This is a genomic window from Nocardia sp. CA-290969 (assembly GCF_050936135.1).
Classification (GTDB): domain Bacteria; phylum Actinomycetota; class Actinomycetes; order Mycobacteriales; family Mycobacteriaceae; genus Nocardia.
In genome coordinates, this window is sequence record NZ_JBNJNJ010000001.1 from 7414481 (window position 1) to 7436212 (window position 21732).

Genomic DNA, 21732 nt, shown 5'->3' on the forward strand with positions numbered 1-21732 from the left:
GGAAAACGCGCGGCCCCCGAGCAACTCGCCGCGAGGTCGCCCGCTTCCCGCAGACCTGCGCCCGCCAGGACCGCCGAACTGTTTCGTCGCCGATCCGAGTACACGGATCGAACGCCACATCCGGCCCTCGTACAGCGGCCGGGTGCCCAGCTCAGAGCACGTGGGCGCAGGCGGACGCGGGGTAAGTGTGGGCACGGGTAGGGCCGGTGCCGGTGGAGCGGCCCGACTACGACGCCGGAGCCGGGCGAGGGTGGTCGGTGCCGTACCGGTTGCGCCCGCGGCGCCGACCGAGGGAGTGGATGTCAGCGTTCGCCGGGCGGGCGGATACCGGTGAACCAGTCGAGGAGGGCGGGATCGTCGACTGCGCTGCGTTCCACCACGCGCGCCGGGTCGGCGCCCTGGAACAGGCGTTTGATCGGGACCTCCAGCTTCTTGCCGGTGCGGGTGTGCGGGACGGCGGGTGCGGCGAGGATCTCGTCGGGAACGTGCCGCGGCGAGCACTCGGTGCGGATGACCGCCTTGATCCGGTCGCGCAGCTCATCGGTGAGTTCCGCGCCGGGCGCCAGGACGACGAACAGGGGCATCCAGTAGCCGCCGTCGGGCTGTTCCGCCCCGATGACCAGGGCCTCGGCGATCTCCGGCAGCCGTTCCACCGCCTGATAGATATCGGCGCTGCCCATTCGGATGCCGTGCCGGTTGAGGGTGGAATCGGAACGGCCGTGGACCACCACGCTGCCGTGGCCGGTCCGGGTGATCCAGTCGCCGTGCCGCCAGACGCCGGGGTAGGTGTCGAAGTAGGCATCGCGGTAGCGGGTGCCGTCGGGGTCGCGCCAGAAATGGATCGGCATGGATGGCATGGGCGCCGTGATCACCAGTTCGCCGACCTCGTCGCGCACCGGCCGCCCGGATTCGTCGTAGGCATCCAGCGCGACCCCCAGGTACGGCGCCGACAGTTCCCCCGGCCACACCGGCACCGTGCGCACGCCACCGGCGAACGCCGAGACCACATCGGTGCCGCCGCTGATCGAAGCGACCGGGACACCGCCGGCGTTCTCGTGCAGCCACAGCGAGGAGGCCGGCGGCAGCGAGGATCCGGTGATGCCGATGAGCCGCAGGGCGGACAGATCGTGCTCGGTCGCCGGCACCGAACCCGCCTTGATACAGCCGAGGACATAGCCGGGGCTGGTTCCGAGCACGGTGGTGCGGGTGCGGGCGGCGATCTCCCACAGCGTATCCGGCCGCGGATGGGCGGGGCTGCCGTCGTAGCAGACGACGGTCGCCCCGGTGAGCAGGCCGGCGATCTGGAAGTTCCACATCATCCAGCTCGGGCTGGTGTACCACAGGAACGTATCGTCGTGTCCGATATTCGATTGCAGGGCAACAGCTTTGAGATGCTCCAGTACGACGCCGCCGTGGCCGTGCACGATCCCTTTGGGCAGGCCGGTGGTACCGGAGGAGAAAACGATCCACAGCGGGTGGGAGAAATCGACCGTTTCGGTTTCGGGCAAGGTGTGCCCGGCCGGATCCGCCGCCACCGACCACGGTGTGCTGTCGGGGATATCGACCCCCAGCCGTGACACCACGATCGTGGCGCGCAGGGTATCGAGCCCGTCGCGCAGCGCGGCGATATCGGCGCTCTTGTCGTGCGCTTTACCGCCGTAGCGATAGCCGTCGGCGGTGACGAGCACGGTGGGTTCGAGCTGACCCAGCCGGTCCAGGGCGGCCTTGGCCGAATAGTCCTGACCGCACGCGCTCCACACCGCGCCGACCGCCGCGGTGCCCAGGAAGGCGATCACAGTTTCGGTGATGTTCGGCAGATAACCGATCACCCGGTCACCGGGGCGGACGCCCAGCTCGCGCAGCGTTCGGGCGAAGGCCGACACACCGGCCAGGAGTTCGGCCCAGGAGGTTTCGGTGACCTCCGCGGAATCCTCGGTGACCTGCAGTATCGCCGGGCGGTCGGTGCGTGCCTGCGCGACCACCCGGTCCACATAGTTCAGTGTGGTACCCGGAAACCATTGCGCACCCGGCATATCGGTGCCCGCCAACACCGTGTCCGGGGCGGGGCCGAGCTCGAAGTACTCCCACAGGGCCGCCCAGAATTCGGCGAGGTTGCCGACCGACCACTGCCACAACGCCTGATAGTCCGGCAGCACGGCACCGGTCCGCGACTCGACGAAACGAGCGAAATCCGTGACCCGGGCATCGGCGATATCCCGTGCGCTCGGCACCCACTGCGGTTCCACCGCGCCAACCTCCTGTATCTATGGCGCCGCCTGCGGCGGCGCGGGTTTTGGCCCCTGTGTTTTTGGTGCCGCCTCCGGCGGCACGGGTTTTGGCCCCCCTTGGTCCCTGCTGTCAGCACTCGACACTCGCGGCTGCGCCGCATCGCATCGAGCACTGACAGCAGGGACGGGCCAAAACCTCCAAGGGCCTCGCAAGACTCGGCACCGCCGTGGTCGCGTCCGGTTCCGGGGTTATGTGAACTTCCGTGGGCCTTGTAAGGCTTGGCGCCGCCGTGGTTGCGTCGGGTTTCGGGGTTGTGTGGACCTCCGTGGGCCTTGTAAGGCTTGGCGCTGCCGTGTTTGCGTCGGGTTTCGGGGTTTTGTGAACCTCCGAGGGCCTTGTAAGACTCGGCTCCGCCGCTGGGCACGTTCGACTCCGGCGTGGGGAGCAAAGTTTGTATTCAGTTGAGATGTCGGGAAACCTACTCGCCGGCTCGCCGGAGGATCTGTTCGGCGTGGCGGAGCAGGGGGGCGTCCACCATGCGTCCCTCATAGGTGAACACACCGCGGTGGTTCGGGGCGGCGGCGAGGACGCCCCGTGCCCAGGTGACCTCCTCCTGCGAGGGTGCGTAGGCCGCGCGGATCACCGGGATCTGGCTCGGATGGATGGCGACCTTGATCTCGAAGCCCACCGCCACCGCGTCCTCGGCTTCGGCGCGCAACCCGTCCAGGTCGCGGATGTTCAGGTACACCATGTCCAGGGCGAGCCGCCGGTGTGCCTTGGCGGCGAGCAGACCGGTGTTGCGCAGATGCAGCGCCACATCCCGGTAGCTTCCGTCGGGGCGCCGGGTCCCGGTGCCGCCCATGGCGGCGACCAGGTCCTCCACCCCGCACATCACGCCGAGCGTGTTGGGTGCGGCGGCGATCCGCTCGATCGCCAGCGCGCCCGCGGGCGATTCGATCAGGGCGAATACCGCGTAGTCGCGCAGGCCGGTGACCTGTTCGGCGGATTCGGTTTTCGGCAGCATGACCAGCTTGTAATCGGTGTCGCGCAGCGCCTGCAGATCGAGTTCGTGGTCGGGGGTGCCCACCGGGTTGACCCGCACCACGGTGGTGGCGGGATCGAGCGGGGTTTCGGTGAGCGCCTTGCGTGCGGCGGGTTTGTCGGCCGGGGCGACTCCGTCCTCGAGGTCGAGGATCACCACGTCGGCGGTGTCGGCGGCCTTGCGGTAGCGCTCGGGCCGGTCGGCCGGGCAGAACAGCCAGGCCGGTCCGGCGGGCTGCCAGCCGGTATCCGGAACAGTCACTGGTGGTACCTCCTGGGTACCCGAGCGTTACTCGGGTGGGTCTGCTCGTCGTGCGCGGTGCGGGCCGGCGCGGATCTCATACCTGCTCCGCCGGGCGCTTCCGGATCATGGCGTGCCGGGTGGCGATACCGACGATCGTGCCGTGCTGATTGCGGGCGACATGCCGGAACGTGACCACTCCCTGGCCGGGCCGGCTCTTCGATTCGCGTTTGTTCAGGACCACGGTTTCGACGTAGATGGTGTCGCCGTGGAACAGCGGCGCCGGGAATTTCACGTCTTCGAAACCGAGGTTGGCGACCGTGGTGCCCTGGGTGAGGTGCGCGACCGCGAGCCCGACCATCGTGCCCAGGGTGAACAGCGAATTCACCAGCCGCTCGTGGAACGGTTCCTGGGCGTCGCTGTAGGCCTTGTCGATGTGCAGGCCCTGGTTGTTCATGGTCAAGGTGCTGAACAGCACATTGTCGGTTTCGGTCATGGTGCGGCCGGGCCGGTGCTCGTAGAGCACACCGGTTTCCAATTCCTCGAACCACAAACCGGACTGTACGACCCTGCGCAGGCCGGTGGTGTCGTGTTCGACATCCTTGGTGATCTTATTGTCGCCACTCACAGGCCGAGCTCCCGTCCGATCAGCATCAGTTGTACTTCCGTGGTGCCCTCGCCGATTTCCAGGATCTTGCTGTCCCGGTAGTGGCGGGCCACCGGATATTCGTTCATGAACCCGTATCCGCCGAAGATCTGGGTGGCATCGCGGGCGTTGTCCATCGCGGCCTCGCTGGCCACGAGTTTGGCGATCGACGCCTGTTTCTTGAACGGCTTACCGGCGAGCATCAGGGCGGCGGCGTCGTAGTAGGCGGTGCGGGCGGTATGCGCGCGGGCCTCCATCCGGGCGATCTTGAATGCGATGGCCTGATTCGACCCGATGGTCCGGCCGAACGCCTCGCGTTCCCCGGCGTAACGCACGCATTCGTCCACGCATCCCTGCGCGGCACCCACCGACAGCGCGGCGATGGCGATCCGGCCCTCGTCGAGGATGCGCAGGAAGTTGGCGTAGCCGCGGCCGCGTTCGCCGAGCAGATTCTCCTTGGGCACCCGGACATCGGTGAAGGTGAGCGGGTGGGTATCGGAGGCGTTCCAGCCGACCTTGTTGTACGCGGGTTCGGCGGTGAAGCCGGGGGTATCGGCCGGCACCAGAATCGTGGAGATCTCCTTCTTCCCGCCGGTCTGCCCCGTCACCGCGGTCACCGTCACCAGCGCGGTGATATCGGTGCCGGAGTTGGTGATGAACTGCTTGTTGCCGTTGATGATCCAGCTGTCGCCGTCCTCGACGGCGGTGGTTCGGGTGCCGCCCGCGTCGCTGCCCGCGCCGGGTTCGGTGAGCCCGAACGCGCCCAGGTTCTCACCACTGGCGAGCCGAGGCAGCCATTCCTGCTTCTGCTTCTCGTCACCGAACCGGTAGATCGGCATGGCGCCGAGCGATACCCCGGCCTCGAGGGTGATCGCGACGCTCTGATCGATCTTGCCGAGTTCCTCCAGAGCCAGGCAGAGCGCGAAATAGTCGCCGCCCATCCCGCCGTATTCCTCGGGGAACGGCAGCCCGAACAATCCCATCTTCGCCATCCCGGCGACGACCTCGTACGGGAAACTGTGCTCGGCATCGTGTTTCGCCGCCACGGGCGCGACGACCTGATTCGCGAAATCCCGTACGGTCAGCGCGAGATCGCGATAGTGCTCGGGCAGGGTGCCGGTGGAGAGGAAATCGCTCACCTGTGCCTCTTCTCGGAGTAGTGGATTCGCTGCGCCGTCAGGGCGCCGGTTCCGGGCTGGTTTCGGGTGCCGCCGTGCCGGTCGCCGCACGCTCGGCTGCCGTAGCGCTGGGCGCTGTCGGCGTGACTGCCGAGTGATCGGCTGCTGTATCGGTGGTTGCAGGCTCGGCCGCCGAGGCCGTCGGGCCGGTTGCCGTCGGGCCGGTTGCCGAGTGATCGGACGCCGCGGGGTCGGAGGCCGCGGGATCGGCAACCGCAGGGTCGGGTGTGGCTGGGTCGGCGGGGCTGTCCGTCGCGGGGGCTGTGGATGCAGGGTGGACTCGGGCGAGTACCTCGTCGAGCCGCACCGAGTCGCCGGGGGACACCAGGATTTCGACTGTTCCGGCGAGTGGCGCGGGGAGCGAATGTTCCATCTTCATGGCTTCCACCACCAGCACCGGTTCGCCCGCCGCCACCGTGGCGCCGGAGGTCGTGGCGACGGCGAGCACCGTCCCGGGCATCGGGCTGCGGATTTCGGCGTCGTGTACGGCGGCGTCGCCGGCGCGGGTGGATTCCTCGTCGAGTTCCCGCACCACCGCGACCCCGCCCGGGCCGGCGACCCAGATCTGATCACCGGATTCGGCGACCCGATAGTCGCGGCGCAGGCCGTCGAGGGTCAGGGTCACCGTCCGGACCGGATCACCGGAGCCGGAACCGGAGCCCACACCCCCCAATTCGGCTGTGACAGCGACCGGTTCGGTGTCCTCCACGCGCATATCCGCCGATTCCGGTGTGCCGGTGAGGTAGACGTGCACCGTGCGCTCGCCGCCGGTGAGCCGGATCCGGGTCGGTGCGGGCGAGCCCACCCGCCATCCGGTCGGATAGGCCCACGGATCCGCCGGACCCGCGGGCCAGCGCCGCAACCATCGGTAGACGGCAGCTGCCGCGAACACATCGTCGGCCACCGGTTCCGGCGCGAAATCACCGGCGCGCCGGTCCAGCAGAGCGGTATCCAAGCGCCCCGCCGCGACATCCGGATCGGCCAGCAGAAAGCGCAGGAAGTCGATATTCGTGCGCACCCCGAGCACCGCGGTTTCGGCGAGAGCCCGGTCCAGCGCGGCCAGTGCGGCCGCACGGTCGGGGCCGTGCGCGATGACCTTCGCGAGCATGGGGTCGTAATCGCTGCCGACCACCGTGCCCACCGCGAGCCCGGAATCCACCCGCACGCCGGGCCCGCCCGGTTCCGTGAGGTCCACGACGGTGCCGCCGGTCGGCAGGAAATCGCGGGCCGGGTCCTCGGCGTAGACCCGTGCCTCCACGGAGTGACCGTGCAGGCGAATATCGTCCTGCGTCACCCGGAATCGCTGTCCCGCGGCAATACGCAACTGGCATTCCACCAGGTCGAACCCGGTGACCATCTCGGTGACCGGATGTTCCACCTGCAGCCGGGTGTTCATCTCCATGAAGAAGAATTCGTCCGGCCGGTCGGCGGAGACGATGAACTCCACCGTGCCCGCGCCCACATAGTCCACGCTGCGCGCGGTGGCGCAGGCCGCGGCGCCGATGCGGGCGCGGGTCGCGGCGTCCAGCAGCGGCGAAGGCGCTTCCTCGATCACCTTCTGATGCCGGCGCTGCAGGCTGCATTCCCGTTCGCCCAGATGGAGGACGGTGCCGTGGGTATCGGCCAGGATCTGCACCTCGATGTGCCGCGGGCGGGTGACGAACCGTTCCAGGAACAGGGTGTCGTCCCCGAACGCGGACGCGGCCTCGCGGCGGGCGCTGACCAGGGCGGCGGGCAGGTCGGCCGGATCGTCGACCCGCCGCATCCCCTTACCGCCACCGCCCGCGGACGGTTTGACCAGCACCGGGTAGCCGATATCGGCGGCCGCGGCCACGAGATCGGCATCGGTGAGCCCCGGTTCCGCGATACCCGGCACCACCGGCACACCCGAGGCCGCCACCGTGGTCTTGGCGGTGATCTTGTCACCCATGATCTCGATGGCCTTGGCCGGCGGGCCGAGGAAGATGATGCCCTCGGCTTCGAGCGCGGCGGCGAAAGCCGCGTTCTCGGAAAGGAATCCGTACCCGGGGTGGACCGCGCCCGCGCCGGTGCGCCGGGCCGCGTCCACGATGCGGTCGATGTTCAGATAACTCTCGCGCGCCGCCGCCGGGCCCAGCCGCACCGCGGTATCCGCGGCCCGGACGTGCGCGGCGTGCGCGTCGGCGTCGCTGTACACCGCCACCGAACGCAGACCCATGGTGCGCAGGGTGCGGATGACGCGCACCGCGATCTCACCGCGATTGGCCACCAGCACGGTGTCGAACGGCAGCGGATGATTCGAGTTCAGCACGGTGATCACATCCTGAAGACGCCGTAGGAGACCGGTTCCAGCGGCGCCTGCGCGCACACCGAGAGAGCCAGTCCGAGCACGGTCCGGGTATCGGCGGGATCGATGACCCCGTCGTCCCAGAGCCGGGCGGTCGAATAGTAGGGGTTGCCCTGGGCTTCGTACTGGCGGCGGATCGGTTCCTTGAAGGCCTCCTGATCGGCCTCGCTCCAGGGTTGACCGTTACCGTCGAGCTGATCGCCGCGCACGGTGGCCAGCACCGACGCCGCCTGCTCGCCGCCCATCACCGAGATCCGGGCATTCGGCCACATCCACAGGAACCGCGGCGAATACGCCCGGCCGCACATCGAATAGTTACCCGCCCCATACGATCCGCCGATCACCACGGTCAGTTTCGGCACCCGCGCGCAGGCGACGGCGGTGACCATCTTCGCGCCGTGCTTGGCGATCCCGGACGCCTCGTAATCGCGACCCACCATGAACCCGGTGATGTTCTGCAGGAACAGCAGCGGAATCTTGCGTTTATCGCACAGTTCGATGAAATGCGCGCCCTTCATGGCGGATTCGCCGAACAGCACACCGTTGTTCGCGACGATGCCCACGGGATGTCCGTGGATATGCGCGAATCCGGTGACCAGGGTGGTGCCGTATTCCGCTTTGAACTCGTGGAATCCCGACTCGCCGTCCGCTCCCGCATCCACCAGGCGGTAGATGACCTCCCGGACGTCGTAGGGAGTGCGCAGATCCACCGGCACGACATCGTAGAGATCATCGGCGGGGACGGCGGGTTCGCGGGCTGCACGCACGTCCCAGGCCGGTTCCGGGCGCGGCCCGAGCGTGCCGACGATCCGGCGGACGATCCGCAGCGCGTCCCGGTCGTCGTCGGCCAGATGATCCGTGACCCCGGACGTGCGCGAATGCAATGCGCCGCCGCCGAGCTCCTCGGCCGTCACCACTTCGCCAGTCGCGGCCTTCACCAGCGGCGGCCCGCCGAGGAAGATCGTGCCCTGATCCCGCACGATCACCGCCTCGTCGCTCATCGCCGGCACATACGCACCACCCGCGGTGCACGAGCCCATCACCGCCGCGATCTGCGGGATCTCCCGCGCGCTCATGGTGGCCTGGTTGTAGAAGATCCGGCCGAAATGCTCCCGGTCCGGGAAGACCTCGTCCTGTTCCGGCAGGTAGGCGCCACCCGAGTCGACCAGGTACACACACGGCAGGTTGTTGTGCAACGCCACCTCCTGGGCGCGCAGATGCTTCTTCACCGTGATCGGGTAGTAGGTCCCGCCCTTGACCGTGGCGTCGTTGGCGACGATCACGCATTCGCGCCCCGCTACCCGCCCGATACCGGTGATGATCCCCGCGCCGGGGGATTCGTCGCCGTACATCCCATTGGCGGCCAACGGGGAGAGCTCCAGGAACGGGCTGCCGGGGTCGAGCAGTTGATCCACCCGGTCGCGCGGCAGCAGTTTGCCGCGGTCGATATGGCGCTGCCGGGCCTTCTCCGGGCCGCCCCGGGCGGTTTCGGCGAGGCGGCGGCGCAGCTCGTCGACCAAGGCCAGATTTGCGGCCCGGTTATCGGTGGCCGGCCGGGCCGGGGTGGGGCTCGCGGTGCGGGGCATCACATGATCCTGCCGTCCGAGTTAGTCGCTGATAACTGGAATTGAGGTTAATCTTGACTAACCGAGTTGTCCAGGGCGAGCGAAAGGAGCGTGGGTGACCAGCGCTGATTCTGCCACCCCGACGCGCCGCGAACAGTTGAAACAACAGCGCCGCGATCAGTTGCTCGCCGCCGGCGCCCGCCTCATCGCCGAACGCGGCTACCTCGGCATGCGCCTCGACGATCTGGGCGCGGCGGTCGGCATCAGCGGCCCCGCGGTCTACCGGCACTTCCCCAACAAAGAGGCCCTACTGGTCGAGTTGCTGGTCGGCATCAGCCGCCGACTGCTCGACGGCGGCACCGCCGTCGCCACCGGCGCACCCGGCCCGGCCGACGCGCTGGAAGGCCTGGTCGATTTCCACCTGGACTTCGCCCTCGGCGAACCCGAACTCATCAGCATCCAGGACCGCGACCTCGACAACGTCCCACCCGCAGCCCGCCGCGAGATCCGCCGCACCCAGCGCCGCTACGTGGAGGTTTGGGTACGAGTGCTCTGCGACCTCATCCCGGAGCTGGACGAAGACACCGCCCGCGTCCAAGCCCACGCGGTATTCGGCCTGCTCAACTCCACCCCCCACAGCGCCGGCCCGGCCCGCGGCCGCACCCGCACGGTGCTCCGGTCGATGGCATTGAACGCACTGACCGGCCGCCCGGCAGTGTGATGCCGGTGGCTCGGCGTCGTCGCAGGCAGAGAGCCTATATCGGTCAGTGCGTCTACTGCCGGACTGCTGCGCATGCTAGCCTATGCATGAACTAGTGCATGTAACCCATGCGGTGGAGGGTGGACGATGGCGACGATTCAAGTGCGAGATGTGCCGGATGAAGTGGCCGCGGTAATCGGGGAGAAGGCCAGCGCCGAGCACAAGTCGGTATCGGCCTATCTGCGCGATCTGATGGCGGCCGATGTGCGGCGGGAACTCCAGCGGCGGGCCATTTCCGCTTGGGACGAGGAATTGAAGCAAACGCAGCAGCGGTTGGGGATCACCGGCCCGACAACGGTCTCCGGAGCCGAGGTGGTGCGTGAAGTGCGCGACGGTTACGACCGGGGCGAAGGGTGATCGTTGTCGATGCCACGGTCTGGGTCGATCTGCTGCGTGGGGCTCTACCGGCGGGCTATGCCGAGCGGATACGCATAGCCGGGTGTGTTGCTCCACCGCATGTGGATTTCGAGGTCGGATCGGCGCTCATCCGGCTCGCGCGCCGCGGGGCACTCGAATTCGACCAGGCCCGCGCTTTGATCGCCGCCTTCAGCACCCACCCCGTGGAGCGGATCAGGGAGCCGGCCGATTCGGCCGGCGCTATGGCGCTGATAGATAACTCCACCTACGCCGATGCCTGGTATATCGCGCTGGCTCAGCGCCTCTCGTACCCACTGATGACCTTGGACGACGGAATGCAGAAGGCCGCCCGAATGCACGGCGTGGAAGTCGTCGGCGCACTCGGCTGACAGTTGACAGTGGTGTATCCGTAGCCGGTTCGGCGCCGGATCGTGACGCTCGTATCGAGCACAACGCCACAGCGGTGCGGGCAAGAAAGGTGATGGGATTTGCCGGCGCATCCAAGTCAGTATTCGAGCTCGGTCCAGGGGATGTCGATCGGGAACGGATGGTCGATATGTATGCCGTTCTCATCGGCGGGTGTCCACTCGTCGACCAAGAGGTAATTGGTCGGACGCAGCGGATGGACATCGTCGGGCAGGGACGCGTACCCGGTCTGCAGAGCGTAGGCGCGGACGGCGGATATCGCGCTGCGTCCGGACGCCAGGGTGACCTCCCAGTACCAGGGGATACCCGCGGCCGCGTAGCGACCCTTCTTCGCTTCCATATCCGACTGTTTGTTCGACGGCGATAATACTTCGCCGACGAGCAGGGTGGCGGCGGCCCGGACATCTTCGAACGGTGATTCGAGACAGCGATACACCAGAAAATCCGGTGTCAAGAAATCGGACTTCCCGCTGCTACCGAGGAAAACGTTGGTTTCGAAGTTCACGGTCCAACAGGTGTCAGGGTCTTCCGACATGCGCTTACGCGCACAACGTTCGATTTCGTTCCGCATACGTGCCGTGAACATCTGATGCTCGCCCGGACCGCGCCGTAGCCACACCACCCGGCCGCCCCAAAGCTCGATTTGCTCCGCGATCTCCTCGGGTAGCTGCTCCAGTTCCTCCCAGGTCATGAACTCGGGAAGGTCGGGGCGGTCGGTCTCCGGCAGGGACATATCGCCATGGTAAGCCACCGCAACACGCCCCACCGGCGGGTCGCTCCCCGGGTCGGCCGCCAGGACCGTCGCACTGTCTTGTTCGGCCGCGCCCGGCACGAGGATTAATTGCCGGGTCGTCTACCGCCGGGGCCGGACTACGATCGCCGCGCGCCGGTACCAGAAACTGGCGGTATTACCCTCGTTGCCCATGTAGCCCTCGATTTCCGAGGCGTACGGTTCCAGCGCCGAATTCGATTCGCCGGTACACAACTCCTCGTCCCAGATGTTTGCCACCTCGGGTTCGCCGGCCGACCCCGCCCGGTCGATCAGCCAGGTCAGTGTGATGTACGACCAGCGCAGGTCGCCCAGATCGTCCGAGCCCGGGGGTAACGGGAGGCTGGAGCGCACCGGAATGTCTTCGGGGTCGGTGTGCTCGGGTTCCACCATTTCCCCGTCGTCGTCGAACTCGACCTCGGAGCTTTCGAGGCATTTCCACCCGTCCTCGACGCGTTCCCAGCGCTCGCGGTAGATCAGCATGTACGAGGTGTAGTCCTCGTCGTAGGAGTCCATGGCCTCCGCGAGCGCCAGCGAGACGTCGTATCCCGCACTGTCGGCCGCGGCGAGCATCAGCGCGGTACGGGCGGCATCGACGCCCTTGAGCTGATCCCAGCCGAATCCCTGCTGGGAGTACTGATGATCCAGCAGGTAGACGAGTTGGCGGGGCAGGTGCGTCGCCGGCGGGCGACCGGTAGACCGCGTCAGCGCCTCCAGCGGTGTGGTGAAATGCGTGCGCAACTGTTCGGCGAGTAGCGCGGTCGACGGGTGTGTGGCGAACGCGGCGGCGTCCGGTCCGGTACGTCCCCGGGCCACCAGGTTGTAGGTGAGTGTGATCCGGAAACCCTCGGTGACCGGCAATACCTCGTGCTCGCAGTCGCTGTAGAACGCGACGAACGACAGTTCCTCCGGTGCACCCTGGTCGGTGACCTGCGTCCCCTGCTGCTCGATCACCAGCTCCCCGCCGGTGAATTCCGAAGGCAGAGTCACCACCAGCGTGCCGATCATTCCTTCGGCCTTCTCCGAATCCTGATGGCGACGGAAGAATTGTCCCGGCTCGTACACCAGCATCGAATGCAGTTCCGCGGAAAATTCGCAGTCCGGCGCCAGACCCAGCTCTGCCCGCACGGTATCCAGTACAGGCAGCAACGTCTGCCGCCACCGCTCGTCGATCGTTACCCGGTCCAGCGGAACTTGCCAGGTATTGCGCACATTCGCGTCCAGCAGGGTCTGCTCGCGCCGGCCGTACCGCGCCGGCCGCGCGACCTCGCACAGTTGCCGCGCCTGCGCCGGCGGCACCGGCAACCCGATCGGACCCACCCCATCGACCTCGATCGCCAGGTTCTCCGCCGCGCCCGTCCACCGCGTGGCAAATGAACCGGCCGGCGGCACCGCGCTCATGAGCTCGCCGATCAACTGTAAAGTCTTGTCCGTCACGCACTTCTCCCGTATTCGACACTGTGCACGGGCATCCTGACAGGACCCACCGACGAACTGGCACGAGCCTCGGTGCAACGATCACCTGCGCGGCTCCTTCGACACGATTCGAACCGGCCGGAGCCCGTGCCCGAGCCCGCGGTGTGCGGTGTGCGGGGTGCCGCTGATGATGCGGTGGATGGTGGATCGGCCGACGCTGCTCGCCTCGGCGAGGTCTGCCAGGCTCGCGTTGTCGTCGGGGTCGTGGTAACGGCGGCACGTCACGTTCACGCAGTCCGGTAACTGCCGACCGACGGTGGCTGCCGCCACACAGCGGATGTCCGATTCGTTCAATCCCGGCCCAAGGCCGACTGCATAGGTTGACTGCTTGGGAATTCGAGGCGTTCGAGGAGGCTTCGGGTTGCTCGGTCCCGCTTCTGGCTTCGTGGCCGATCATCCGTGGCGGCTTCATGTGGTCGGCGTCCCGGCCGCAGGCGCGAGGCCGCTACACCACCATCATCCGAGGAGGGAAAGTTGCGGATCGGAATCGGTCTGCCCGCCGCTGTACCGGGAAGCGATCCCACAGCGATCGGTGACTGGGCCGCCGCGAGTGAGGCGCGTGGTTTCCACTCGCTCGCCGTGATCGACCGGCTGGTTTACGACAATCTGGACCCCCTTGTGGCCTTGGCTGCCGCGGCGGCGCGCACCGAGCGAGTCGAGTTGCTGACCACTGTGCTGAATACGGGCTACCGGCGTAACCCGATCGTCCTGGCCAAGCAGATCGACTCCCTGGAACGCCTTTCCGGCGGACGTCTCACAGTGGGGCTGGGTATGGGCGGCTGGCCGGAGGATTACGCCGTCAGCGAGGTCACCCTGGCCGGTCGGGGGGCCGCGTTCGAGAGTGCGCTGGCTGCGATGCGCACGGTGTGGCGGGGCGAGGTGTCGGGCGCCTCGGGACCTGTGCCCGCTTTGCCGCCGGGCCGGCCCGGCGTCCTGCTCGCCGGGGTGGTGCCCGCAGGTTTCGCCAGGGCTGCCGCGCTGTCCGGCGGCTGGGTGGCGCCGTCGTTCGGTCGTCAGACCCTGCACGCAGGTATCGAGGCCGTGCACCGGGAGTGGAGTCGCGCCCGGCGTCCCGGCCGGCCGCGGGTGGTCGTGGAGCGCTACTTCTGCCTCGGTCCGGGTGCCGCCGAGATCGCCGAGGCGTACGTGAAGCATTACTACGGCGCCGAATATGCAGAGCAGATCCGGCCCGATGTCCTCGCCGACGAAAGCCATCTCCGCAACGAAATCGACCACCTCACCGAGGCCGGAGCCGATGACCTGCTGCTGTTCCCCAGTACCGGAGCGCTGGAGCAGATCGATCTGCTCGCCGAAGCGCTCCGCGGGTTCGTGGGGTGAAGGAAGACCACACGCGGTCGCAGCCGTGAGCGAGGTGACCCGGGTCGCCCGGTGCGATCCTGCGGCGCTGCTGCAGGTCATGTCTGTCAGCATGCGACACGGGCACTGAGCAACAATGGAGGTTCGGTGAACCGCGGCAAATTGCCGCCGAGGTGGTGAGAACAGTGGATCGAACTCTGCCCGGCCGGCCCGCCGACAGCGAGGATCTCGAGGACAAACACAGTCACTACCGTGAGATCGTCTTCGCCGGATCGAGCACCGGGTTTCTGTGCAGGTGGACCCATCGGGTCGGCGGCGGTGCCCAGCGCGTGATTCCGGACAACCACGCCGACTTCATCGTGAGCAGTACCGGCCGGAGCTGGCTCGTCGGCCCCGCCACGACGGTCGACCTGCCGGCGCTGTCGCCGGGAACGGTTCTGCACGGCGCGCGTATTCACACTGCAGCGTTGCGCTCGGTGACCGGCGTGGCGGGTTCCGAGCTGCGGGACACGGCGATGGCGGTAGACGACCTGTTGCCCGGTCGGGTCGCTCGCGCGCTCGTCGGCAGTCTCGGCGCGGGCGAATTCGACGAGCTGACAGCGCACTCGTTGTGGCCGTGCCTCACCGTCGATCCGCGAGTGGAGAAGGCGGTCGAGTTGCTGACCGCGGCGACAACGACCGTTGACACCGTTGCCGATCGTGTCGCGCTCACACCTCGTCATCTGCGGCGACTGGTCGAACAGGAGACCGGGCTGACCCCGAAGACACTGCAGGTCGTGGGCCGGCTACAGCGGGCGGTCCGGCTGGCTCGCCGGGCGCCGGATGCCACGCTGTCGATGGTGGCGGTCGCGGCGGGGTACGCCGACCAGGCGCACCTCAGCCGTGACACACGACGAATGACCGGGCTCACCCCGGGTTCGCTGCTGGGCTGATCGCTCAGGGCAAGGGAGCGAACAAATCGACGGTATTGCCATCCGGATCGTGGACAATGGCGTAGCGCTGTCCCCAGACGGCGTCCCACGGCTCCTTATGGCCGTGGAAACCCGCTGCGACGACGGTCTTGTACAGTGCGTCGACATCGGACGGGCTCGCGGTCGCGAACGCGAGGGCCACCGGGTGCCCGCCGGCCGCCTGGGTGAAGTCGGGGTCGAAGCTCCTGATCGTGTCGAGGGTGTCCCAGGCGAGCCGCAGTCCGTTCGGGAGTACGACCTCGACATGGGGTTCGCTGCCATTGATCTCGGGTGTTTCGATGCCGAGAGCACGGTAGAAGGCGAGCGATCGGGCCAGGTCGATGGTGACGATACCGATGAGGTCGAGAGAGACAGCCATGGTTCAGCCTTTCGTCAGCGGTGCGATGTTGTGGTTGACGCGGAAGAGGTTGTGCGGGTCCACGCGGTTCTTGACCGCATGGAGCAGTTGCAGGTCAGCGGCACTGAAGGCGGCCGCCACCACGGCCGGGTCGGTGTGCGCACCGAGGAAATTCAGCATGCTGCCCCTGTCGAGGCGGCGGAATCGGTTTCGGGCCGAAGCGTGTAGGGCCCGGTCGGCATCGTGCCGGGGGTCGATGGCCGAGCTGAGGTACACCGTGAATTCGGCGTCGCGTCCGCCCACGACATTCGGTACTTCCGGCGGTTTCCGGTACGCACCGCCATGGTGTCGCAGTTCGAAACCGAGCGGTTCGGCGGCATCCGTCCCGGCGACCGCTAGAATGCTGTCGACATCGGCTTCTTCGAGAGGTCCGCTGTAGAAACCGGATTCGTGCACCGTGTACCGCCCGACCGGTTCGTGATGGACCATCCCGATCTCGGTGTAGCGCATCGCCCGCACCGTGTCGAGCACCGGCGGGCCGACCTCCCGAATCGCCGCAATCAGCGACTCGGCCTCCCCGGATGGGCCGAAATACGCGATGCGCAGCTGTGCGATATAACGCCCCCGCAGCTCCGGGCGAATATCGGGATGATCCGGGTAGCCGAGCAGGAAGATCGATGTAGCGAGGGCGTTCGGAAGGTCGGCGGTCCAGCGGGCATACCGGTTCAACAACTCCCGCGCATGCTCGGCCGAAAAGTAGAGGCTGCCGCCGTAGAAACCGGTCACCGGGAAGAGATCGATCTCGATTCCGGTGGCGATCCCGAAATTGTCCTTGCCGCCGCGGACCACGCGGAACAGCTCCGGATCCGTGGCCGGGGAGATCGTGCGAACCACGGCGTCGGCGGTGACCAGTTCGATGGAGCGCACGTGGTCCGCCGCGTATCCGTACTGACGGCCCAGCATCCCGACGCCGCCACCGAGGATGTACCCCATCACCCCGACGTGTGGACTCGACCCGTTCAACGGCGCCAAGCCGTGCTCGGCCGCGGCGGTGATCACCTCGCGCCAGCGGGCGCCGGCGCCGACCCACGCCCGGCGCCGGACAGGGTCGATCGTGACGCGGGACAGCCGCCGTGTGGTCACGAGAACACCGTCAGCGGCCCGCGACATTCCGTGCCCGGTGGACTGAACCGCGACCGACAGGCCCCGCTCGCGCGCGAAAGTCACCGCGTCCGCCACATCGGCCGGCGATGCGACCGGACACACCACCCGCGGGTGGTGGACGACCGAACAATTGTCGGTTCTGAACTCGTTACGGTAGCGCTCGTCGGAAGGGTACAGCCAGGTCGTCATCCGGGACATACGCATTCGCCGTGGCCCGGACGGCCGGGTGAGAAAAGGACTGCGAACGAGGACAGCGCACTGAGCAGGCGGGCGGCGTCACCCATGAGAACCGAGTTTGGATTCACATTCCGGACGATATGGGCACAACCACTGCCGGTCTTGTACGAAACGGACACCACTGTAGCCGGACAGCTTCGGCCTTGGTCGCCGCCACCCCCTCACGGCGGCCGCCAACGGGCGGCAGATAGTGCGCACTGTCGATACGAGCGCCGGCTTGGCCGCGGCATGTCCGGACCTGCTGGCCGATCTCCGCCGGGAACACGACCGGCTTTCGGCCGCGCTCGCCGAGGACGACCGCTTGGCCGCAACTGCCGGTGACCGGCCGAAAGCGAACCGCACCGCCGATTGTGCCCCAGGTGCGGGGCGGAAATAGGTATGCAGTGGGTCGTTCGGCCGACGTGTGCGTACGCCTGGCCGTTCAGGCTGGTGTCACCCGTCGACAACGACCGTGAAGGCAGCCATGCATCCATTCCGTACCGAGAGTCCCGGCAGTGATCCCGCCACCGTTGAGGGTGTGGCGGGCGTATTGATGATCCGGCGCTGCGGGCGTTGTGACCGCCTGTTCGCGCCGCTCACCGTCGACTGTTCGTCGTGCGCGTCGAGCGACCTGGACTGGGTGCCCTCGTCCGGTGCCGGCTCGATTCTGTCCTGGCGGGTGGTGGAGCGCGGCGTGGCCGGCGCCGCGGCACCGTTGACCATTGCCATCGTCGAACTCGACGAAGGGCCGTGGGTCTACACCTCGATCGAAGGCCGGATCCCGGCGGTCTCGTGCGGCCCGGTGCGGGTGCGGTTCCGGCCTCGCCCCCGAGAGGACAGATTTCCGGTATTCGCGGTGAGCCCGGAAGACGGCGGTCCGGTGGATCGCCGTGGGCGGGCGCGCCGGCGCGGCGAGGGGTCGGAGGCCGCGTATGCCGTCGACTGACCGGCCGGACGCGGGATTTTCCGGCGGTACCGCCTGGGTGCGGATCGCGATGCAGCAGTGCCGCGCGCTGGAGATGGGCAGAGCACTCGACGCCGAGGTGTTGCCCCTGGTGGGGTTTGCGATCCGTTGGGCACCGTTCGGCGGTGCGGGAGCCGAGGAATTGTTCGTGAAATTCGGCGTGACCCGGCGTCGGTTCCTCGAAATGGTGGGCGAGGCGCTGCGCCCGCGTGACTCCGATGAGCCGCGCACTCGCCAGTTGAAAAGGCATCTGTGGGAGACGCTGGCCTTGGGGTGGCGGGCCGATTCGGGCGCGCCGGCACCCGGTCGCCGATTCGGCCCGGCGACCACTCACCTGCCGGTTTCGCCGACCCGGGTGCGTCCCGCGGCGCCGGTGCGGGCGCTGAGCTGAACCGGACACTGGCCGGGGCCGAAGGAAGCTGACTGCTCAACTCCCTCCAGCATGGAGCGACGTAGCCATTGGAGCGGAGGTCAAACCCGCCGATCCGCCATCAGAGCCGGACGGTTGCCGTGGTGTCCCGGGCCGCGTCGGCGCGGTCGACGTCGGCCAGGTCGAAGCCTTTGGTTTCGCGGGCCACCAGCACGGCCACCGCCGTCACCGCGGCGGCTGCCGCGAGGTAGATGGCGATCGGGACCGGGGAGTCGAAGACGTCCAGGAGTTTGACGGCGATCACCGGGGCCAGGGAGCCCGCGACGATCGAGGTGACCTGGTAGCCGAGGGATACGCCGGAGTAGCGCATCCGGGTGGGGAACATTTCCGCCATGATCGCCGGTTGCGGGGCGTACATGAAGGCATGCGCGATCAGGCCCAGCATGATGGCGGCGGTGATCACCCAGCCGTTGCCGGTGTCCATCATCGGGAAGGCGAAGAACCCCCAGGCACCGGCCGCGATGGTGCCGATCAGGTAGACGGGGCGCCGGCCGAGCCGGTCGGCGAGGGCGCCGACCAGCGGGATGGCGGCGAAGTGGACGGCGTGGGCGGCGAGCAGCCACCACAGGATGTCGTCGGTCGCCATATCGTGCTGAACCTTCAGATAGGTGACGGTGAAGGTGACGACCAGGTAGTACATGATGTTCTCGCCGAAGCGCAGGCCCATCGCGGTGAAGACGCCGCGAGGGTATCGCTTCAGCACCTCGACAGCGCTGAACGACGACGTCCGGACCTGTTCGGCGGTGCGCTGGGCGGCGGTGAAGATGGGTGCGTCGGTGACCTTGGTGCGCACGTAGTAGCCGATCAGTACCACCACGGCCGACAGCCAGAACGCGACCCGCCAGCCCCAGGAGAGGAAGGCGTCGTCGGAGAGGGTCGCGGTGAGACCCAGCAGGACGAGCGTGGCCAGCAGGTTGCCGCCGGGGACGCCGGATTGCGGCCAGCTCGCCCAGAAACCGCGGCTGCGGTTCGGGCTGTGCTCGGCGACCAGCAGTACCGCGCCGCCCCATTCGCCGCCGACGGCGAAGCCTTGCAGGAATCGCAGTATCACCAGCAGGGTCGGCGCCGCGTAGCCGATCTGGTCGTAGGTGGGCAGGCAGCCCATGAGGAACGTCGCCGCGCCCACCAGGATCAGGCTGAACTGCAGCAGCCGTTTCCGGCCGTACTTGTCGCCGAAATGCCCGAAGACGAGGCCGCCGAGCGGCCGGGCCGCGAAGCCGACCGCATAAGTGAGGAAAGCTTTCAGGATCGCGTCGAGTTCGCTGTCGGATTCCGGGAAGAAGATCTTGCTGAACACCAGCGTCGCCGCGGTGCCGTACAGGAAGAACTCGTACCACTCCACCACGGTCCCGGCCATGGACGCGGCGACCACGCGCCGCAGGCCGCCCCGGCCGGGCGGCGAGCCGCCGTCGGCTTGTTTCGCCCCATCCACCACAGTCATCGCCAACTCCTCACGCACGCGGCCCCCAACGGCTGCGGGGCCATTCGGAGTATCACCCGGATGCGGGCGCGGTACCGGCGATTCGGCGGGGTCGGTGCATACGCTGTCCGATCAGCGGGAACGGTTGTCCGCGGGGTCCAACGGCCGGGCGGCGCGGCGCGGGGCCGCTTGTCCACGGGGAACACGCGGTTCGGTCCGACGCGCCGGTCGGCTCACCCGGCCCGGGATCGGGCCGCCCTAGGGTGATCCGCATGGCCTCACTTTCCGATCCCAAGGTGCGTGAATTCCTCGGTTACGGAACCCGCACCGCCAAGGTGGCTTTCACCGCGCGCGACGGGCGTCCGGTGGTGACTCCGGTGTGGTTCCTGCTCGACGGGGACGAGATCGTGTTCAACACGGGCAAGGACACGGCGAAGGGGAAGGCGCTGCAGCGTGACCCCCGGATCGCGCTGGTGGTGGACCTCGAGGAACCGCCGTACGCGGCGGTGCAGATCCAGGGCACGGTGACCCTCTCGGAGGATCCCGCGGAACTGCTGCGCACGGCGACCGCGATCGGGGGCCGATACATGGGTACGGCCCGCGCCGACGAGTTCGGCCGCCGCAACGGTGTGCCCGGCGAACTCCTGGTGCGGGTGCGCCCGACCAAGGTCATCGCCTTCTTCGACGCCGTCGGCTGACCTCCGCATCCGGACCGGTGCCGCGGTCGCCCGGTCACCGGCGCTCGCGGGACGAGGGCGCGGCGGTCCTATGCTCGACCCATGACCGTGCACTTCATCGGGGCCGGGCCCGGCGCCGCCGATCTGCTGACCGTGCGTGCGGTGGAGCTGCTGCGGCGGTGCCCGGTATGCCTTTATCCGGGGACCTACCTCGATCCCGAGGTGATCGCCCACTGCGCGCCGGGTACCGAACTCATCGATACCCAGCGACTGGACCTCGACGAGATCACCGGACATCTGGTGCGTGCGACCGCGGCCGGGCGGGAGGTGGCCCGGCTGGTCTCCGGCGATCCCTCCATATATTCCGCGCTCACCGAGCAGACGCGCCGGCTCGACGCGGCGGGGGTGGCGTGGGATATCACCCCGGGCGTACCGGCGTACGCGGCGGCGGCCGCGCTGCTCGGTACGGAGCTGACGGTTCCGGAGGTAGCGCAGTCGGTGGTGCTGACCCGGGTCCAGGCCCGGTCGACGGCGATGCCCGCCTCGGAGACGCTGTCCGGGTTCGCCCGGACCGGCGCTACGTTGGCGTTGCATCTCGCCGTCACCCGCACCCGGGAGCTGGCGGCGGAACTGGCCGAGTACTACGGACCCGACTGCCCTGTCGCGGTGGTCTACCGCGCGAGTCAGCCGGACCAGGTTGTGCTGCGCGACACCCTGGCCGGAATCGCCGACCGGGTCGAGGCGGCGGGGCTGCGGCAGGCGGCTGTGATCTTGGTCGGCCGGGCGCTCGGTCCGGACGTGGTCTGTGCGCAATCACACCTTTACGATCCGGCGCGCGACCGAGCACACCTGACCGGATAAGTACGGCAAGGACACATTCGGTGGACGGTGCCCCGCGGTCTGCGGATACGGCCCGGCCCGCGGGCCCGCGCATGCGGAACGCGGTTGGTGTCGCGCCGGTGCGACGGTAGATTGGGTCGGTGGTCAGGAGTCGGCGCGCGGGTGCGGGTAACAGGGTGTCGGAGGGCACTCGACCTGCCGGGTGGTACCGGGCGTCCGATGTAACATCCTCGGCCCGATAAACGGATACTTCCGATGGACATTTTCGCCTGATCGAACGAGAAGTGGACCTGGAACAGCGGACGTCGCGCTACCGGCGGTGCGCGTCGCTGCCGGGTGTTGAGGGGAAGCGCACGCGCGCGGCCCGGAAGCGAGGTTACGG

General features: G+C 68.0%; 20 protein-coding genes. 9 read left to right on the plus strand and 11 right to left on the minus strand.

Annotated features, from left to right (window positions below):
* Positions 1–302: 302 nt before the first annotated feature.
* The 6 genes from ACQEVO_RS34115 to ACQEVO_RS34140 all read right to left on the minus strand — a co-directional run bounded on the left by ACQEVO_RS34115 (position 303) and on the right by ACQEVO_RS34140 (position 9247).
* Positions 303–2246 (minus strand): acetoacetate--CoA ligase, encoded by a 1944-nt coding sequence (locus ACQEVO_RS34115; protein WP_432921218.1) that lies wholly within the window; start codon positions 2244–2246, stop codon positions 303–305.
* Positions 2247–2707: 461 nt separating this feature from the next.
* Positions 2708–3532 (minus strand): HpcH/HpaI aldolase/citrate lyase family protein, encoded by an 825-nt coding sequence (locus tag ACQEVO_RS34120; protein ID WP_432921221.1) that lies wholly within the window; start codon positions 3530–3532, stop codon positions 2708–2710.
* Positions 3533–3608: 76 nt separating this feature from the next.
* Complete coding sequence (locus tag ACQEVO_RS34125) at positions 3609–4139, minus strand: MaoC family dehydratase (protein WP_432921223.1); 531 nt, start codon at positions 4137–4139, stop codon at positions 3609–3611.
* Positions 4136–5296 carry an acyl-CoA dehydrogenase family protein gene (locus ACQEVO_RS34130; RefSeq protein WP_432921226.1) on the minus strand — a complete coding sequence of 387 codons (1161 nt, stop codon included), beginning with the start codon at positions 5294–5296 and terminating at the stop codon, positions 4136–4138. The genes ACQEVO_RS34125 and ACQEVO_RS34130 overlap by 4 nt, the downstream gene beginning before the upstream one ends.
* 37 nt (positions 5297–5333) lie before the next feature.
* On the minus strand, positions 5334–7625 hold the full coding sequence (locus ACQEVO_RS34135; protein WP_432921229.1) for a biotin carboxylase N-terminal domain-containing protein: 2292 nt from the start codon (positions 7623–7625) through the stop codon (positions 5334–5336).
* Between the two features lie 5 nt (positions 7626–7630).
* Positions 7631–9247, minus strand: a complete 1617-nt coding sequence (locus tag ACQEVO_RS34140; RefSeq protein ID WP_432921232.1) for a carboxyl transferase domain-containing protein — start codon at positions 9245–9247, stop codon at positions 7631–7633.
* A gap of 94 nt (positions 9248–9341) precedes the next feature.
* Between ACQEVO_RS34140 and ACQEVO_RS34145 the strand changes: the two genes are divergently transcribed.
* The 3 genes from ACQEVO_RS34145 to ACQEVO_RS34155 all read left to right on the plus strand — a co-directional run bounded on the left by ACQEVO_RS34145 (position 9342) and on the right by ACQEVO_RS34155 (position 10732).
* Complete coding sequence (locus ACQEVO_RS34145) at positions 9342–9947, plus strand: SACE_7040 family transcriptional regulator (protein ID WP_432921235.1); 606 nt, start codon at positions 9342–9344, stop codon at positions 9945–9947.
* Between the two features lie 126 nt (positions 9948–10073).
* Positions 10074–10343, plus strand: a complete 270-nt coding sequence (locus ACQEVO_RS34150) for a hypothetical protein (protein WP_432921238.1) — start codon at positions 10074–10076, stop codon at positions 10341–10343.
* Positions 10340–10732 (plus strand): type II toxin-antitoxin system VapC family toxin, encoded by a 393-nt coding sequence (locus ACQEVO_RS34155; protein ID WP_432921241.1) that lies wholly within the window; start codon positions 10340–10342, stop codon positions 10730–10732. The genes ACQEVO_RS34150 and ACQEVO_RS34155 overlap by 4 nt, the downstream gene beginning before the upstream one ends.
* A gap of 116 nt (positions 10733–10848) precedes the next feature.
* On the opposite strand, the gene ACQEVO_RS34160 is transcribed toward ACQEVO_RS34155, so the two are convergent.
* Positions 10849–11502 (minus strand): Uma2 family endonuclease, encoded by a 654-nt coding sequence (locus ACQEVO_RS34160; protein ID WP_432921244.1) that lies wholly within the window; start codon positions 11500–11502, stop codon positions 10849–10851.
* A 120-nt stretch (positions 11503–11622) separates the two neighbouring features.
* Positions 11623–12975 carry a 2OG-Fe(II) oxygenase gene (locus ACQEVO_RS34165; protein WP_432921247.1) on the minus strand — a complete coding sequence of 451 codons (1353 nt, stop codon included), beginning with the start codon at positions 12973–12975 and terminating at the stop codon, positions 11623–11625.
* 513 nt (positions 12976–13488) lie between these two features.
* On the opposite strand from ACQEVO_RS34165, the gene ACQEVO_RS34170 reads away from it, so the two are divergent.
* Together ACQEVO_RS34170 and ACQEVO_RS34175 are read left to right on the plus strand one after the other, a co-directional pair.
* A complete protein-coding gene (locus tag ACQEVO_RS34170; protein ID WP_432921250.1) occupies positions 13489–14352 on the plus strand; it encodes an LLM class flavin-dependent oxidoreductase in 864 nt (287 codons plus the stop codon).
* Between the two features lie 164 nt (positions 14353–14516).
* Complete coding sequence (locus ACQEVO_RS34175) at positions 14517–15263, plus strand: helix-turn-helix domain-containing protein (RefSeq protein WP_432921253.1); 747 nt, start codon at positions 14517–14519, stop codon at positions 15261–15263.
* A gap of 4 nt (positions 15264–15267) precedes the next feature.
* Here the strand turns inward: ACQEVO_RS34175 and ACQEVO_RS34180 are convergent, their stop codons facing one another.
* Positions 15268–15660: a VOC family protein gene (locus tag ACQEVO_RS34180; RefSeq protein ID WP_432921256.1), complete on the minus strand. Its 393-nt coding sequence runs from the start codon at positions 15658–15660 to the stop codon at positions 15268–15270.
* 3 nt (positions 15661–15663) lie between these two features.
* Entirely contained in the window at positions 15664–17007 is a 1344-nt protein-coding gene (locus ACQEVO_RS34185) for an FAD-binding oxidoreductase (RefSeq protein ID WP_432921259.1), read from the minus strand.
* A 550-nt stretch (positions 17008–17557) separates the two neighbouring features.
* On the opposite strand from ACQEVO_RS34185, the gene ACQEVO_RS34190 reads away from it, so the two are divergent.
* Positions 17558–17965, plus strand: coding sequence for a Zn-ribbon domain-containing OB-fold protein (locus ACQEVO_RS34190; protein ID WP_432921262.1), 408 nt, complete (start codon positions 17558–17560; stop codon positions 17963–17965).
* The gene (locus ACQEVO_RS34195; protein ID WP_432921265.1) at positions 17952–18374 is read left to right on the plus strand and encodes a hypothetical protein; all 423 of its coding nucleotides are present in this window, start codon (positions 17952–17954) and stop codon (positions 18372–18374) included. Before ACQEVO_RS34190 ends, ACQEVO_RS34195 begins: the two co-directional genes overlap by 14 nt.
* Before the next feature lie 100 nt (positions 18375–18474).
* On the opposite strand, the gene ACQEVO_RS34200 is transcribed toward ACQEVO_RS34195, so the two are convergent.
* Entirely contained in the window at positions 18475–19854 is a 1380-nt protein-coding gene (locus ACQEVO_RS34200) for an MFS transporter (protein WP_432921268.1), read from the minus strand.
* 251 nt (positions 19855–20105) lie between these two features.
* On the opposite strand from ACQEVO_RS34200, the gene ACQEVO_RS34205 reads away from it, so the two are divergent.
* Together ACQEVO_RS34205 and cobM are read left to right on the plus strand one after the other, a co-directional pair.
* Positions 20106–20531: a PPOX class F420-dependent oxidoreductase gene (locus ACQEVO_RS34205; protein WP_432921271.1), complete on the plus strand. Its 426-nt coding sequence runs from the start codon at positions 20106–20108 to the stop codon at positions 20529–20531.
* Between the two features lie 81 nt (positions 20532–20612).
* Positions 20613–21371 carry a precorrin-4 C(11)-methyltransferase gene (cobM, locus tag ACQEVO_RS34210; RefSeq protein ID WP_432921274.1) on the plus strand — a complete coding sequence of 253 codons (759 nt, stop codon included), beginning with the start codon at positions 20613–20615 and terminating at the stop codon, positions 21369–21371.
* Positions 21372–21732: the final 361 nt, after the last annotated feature.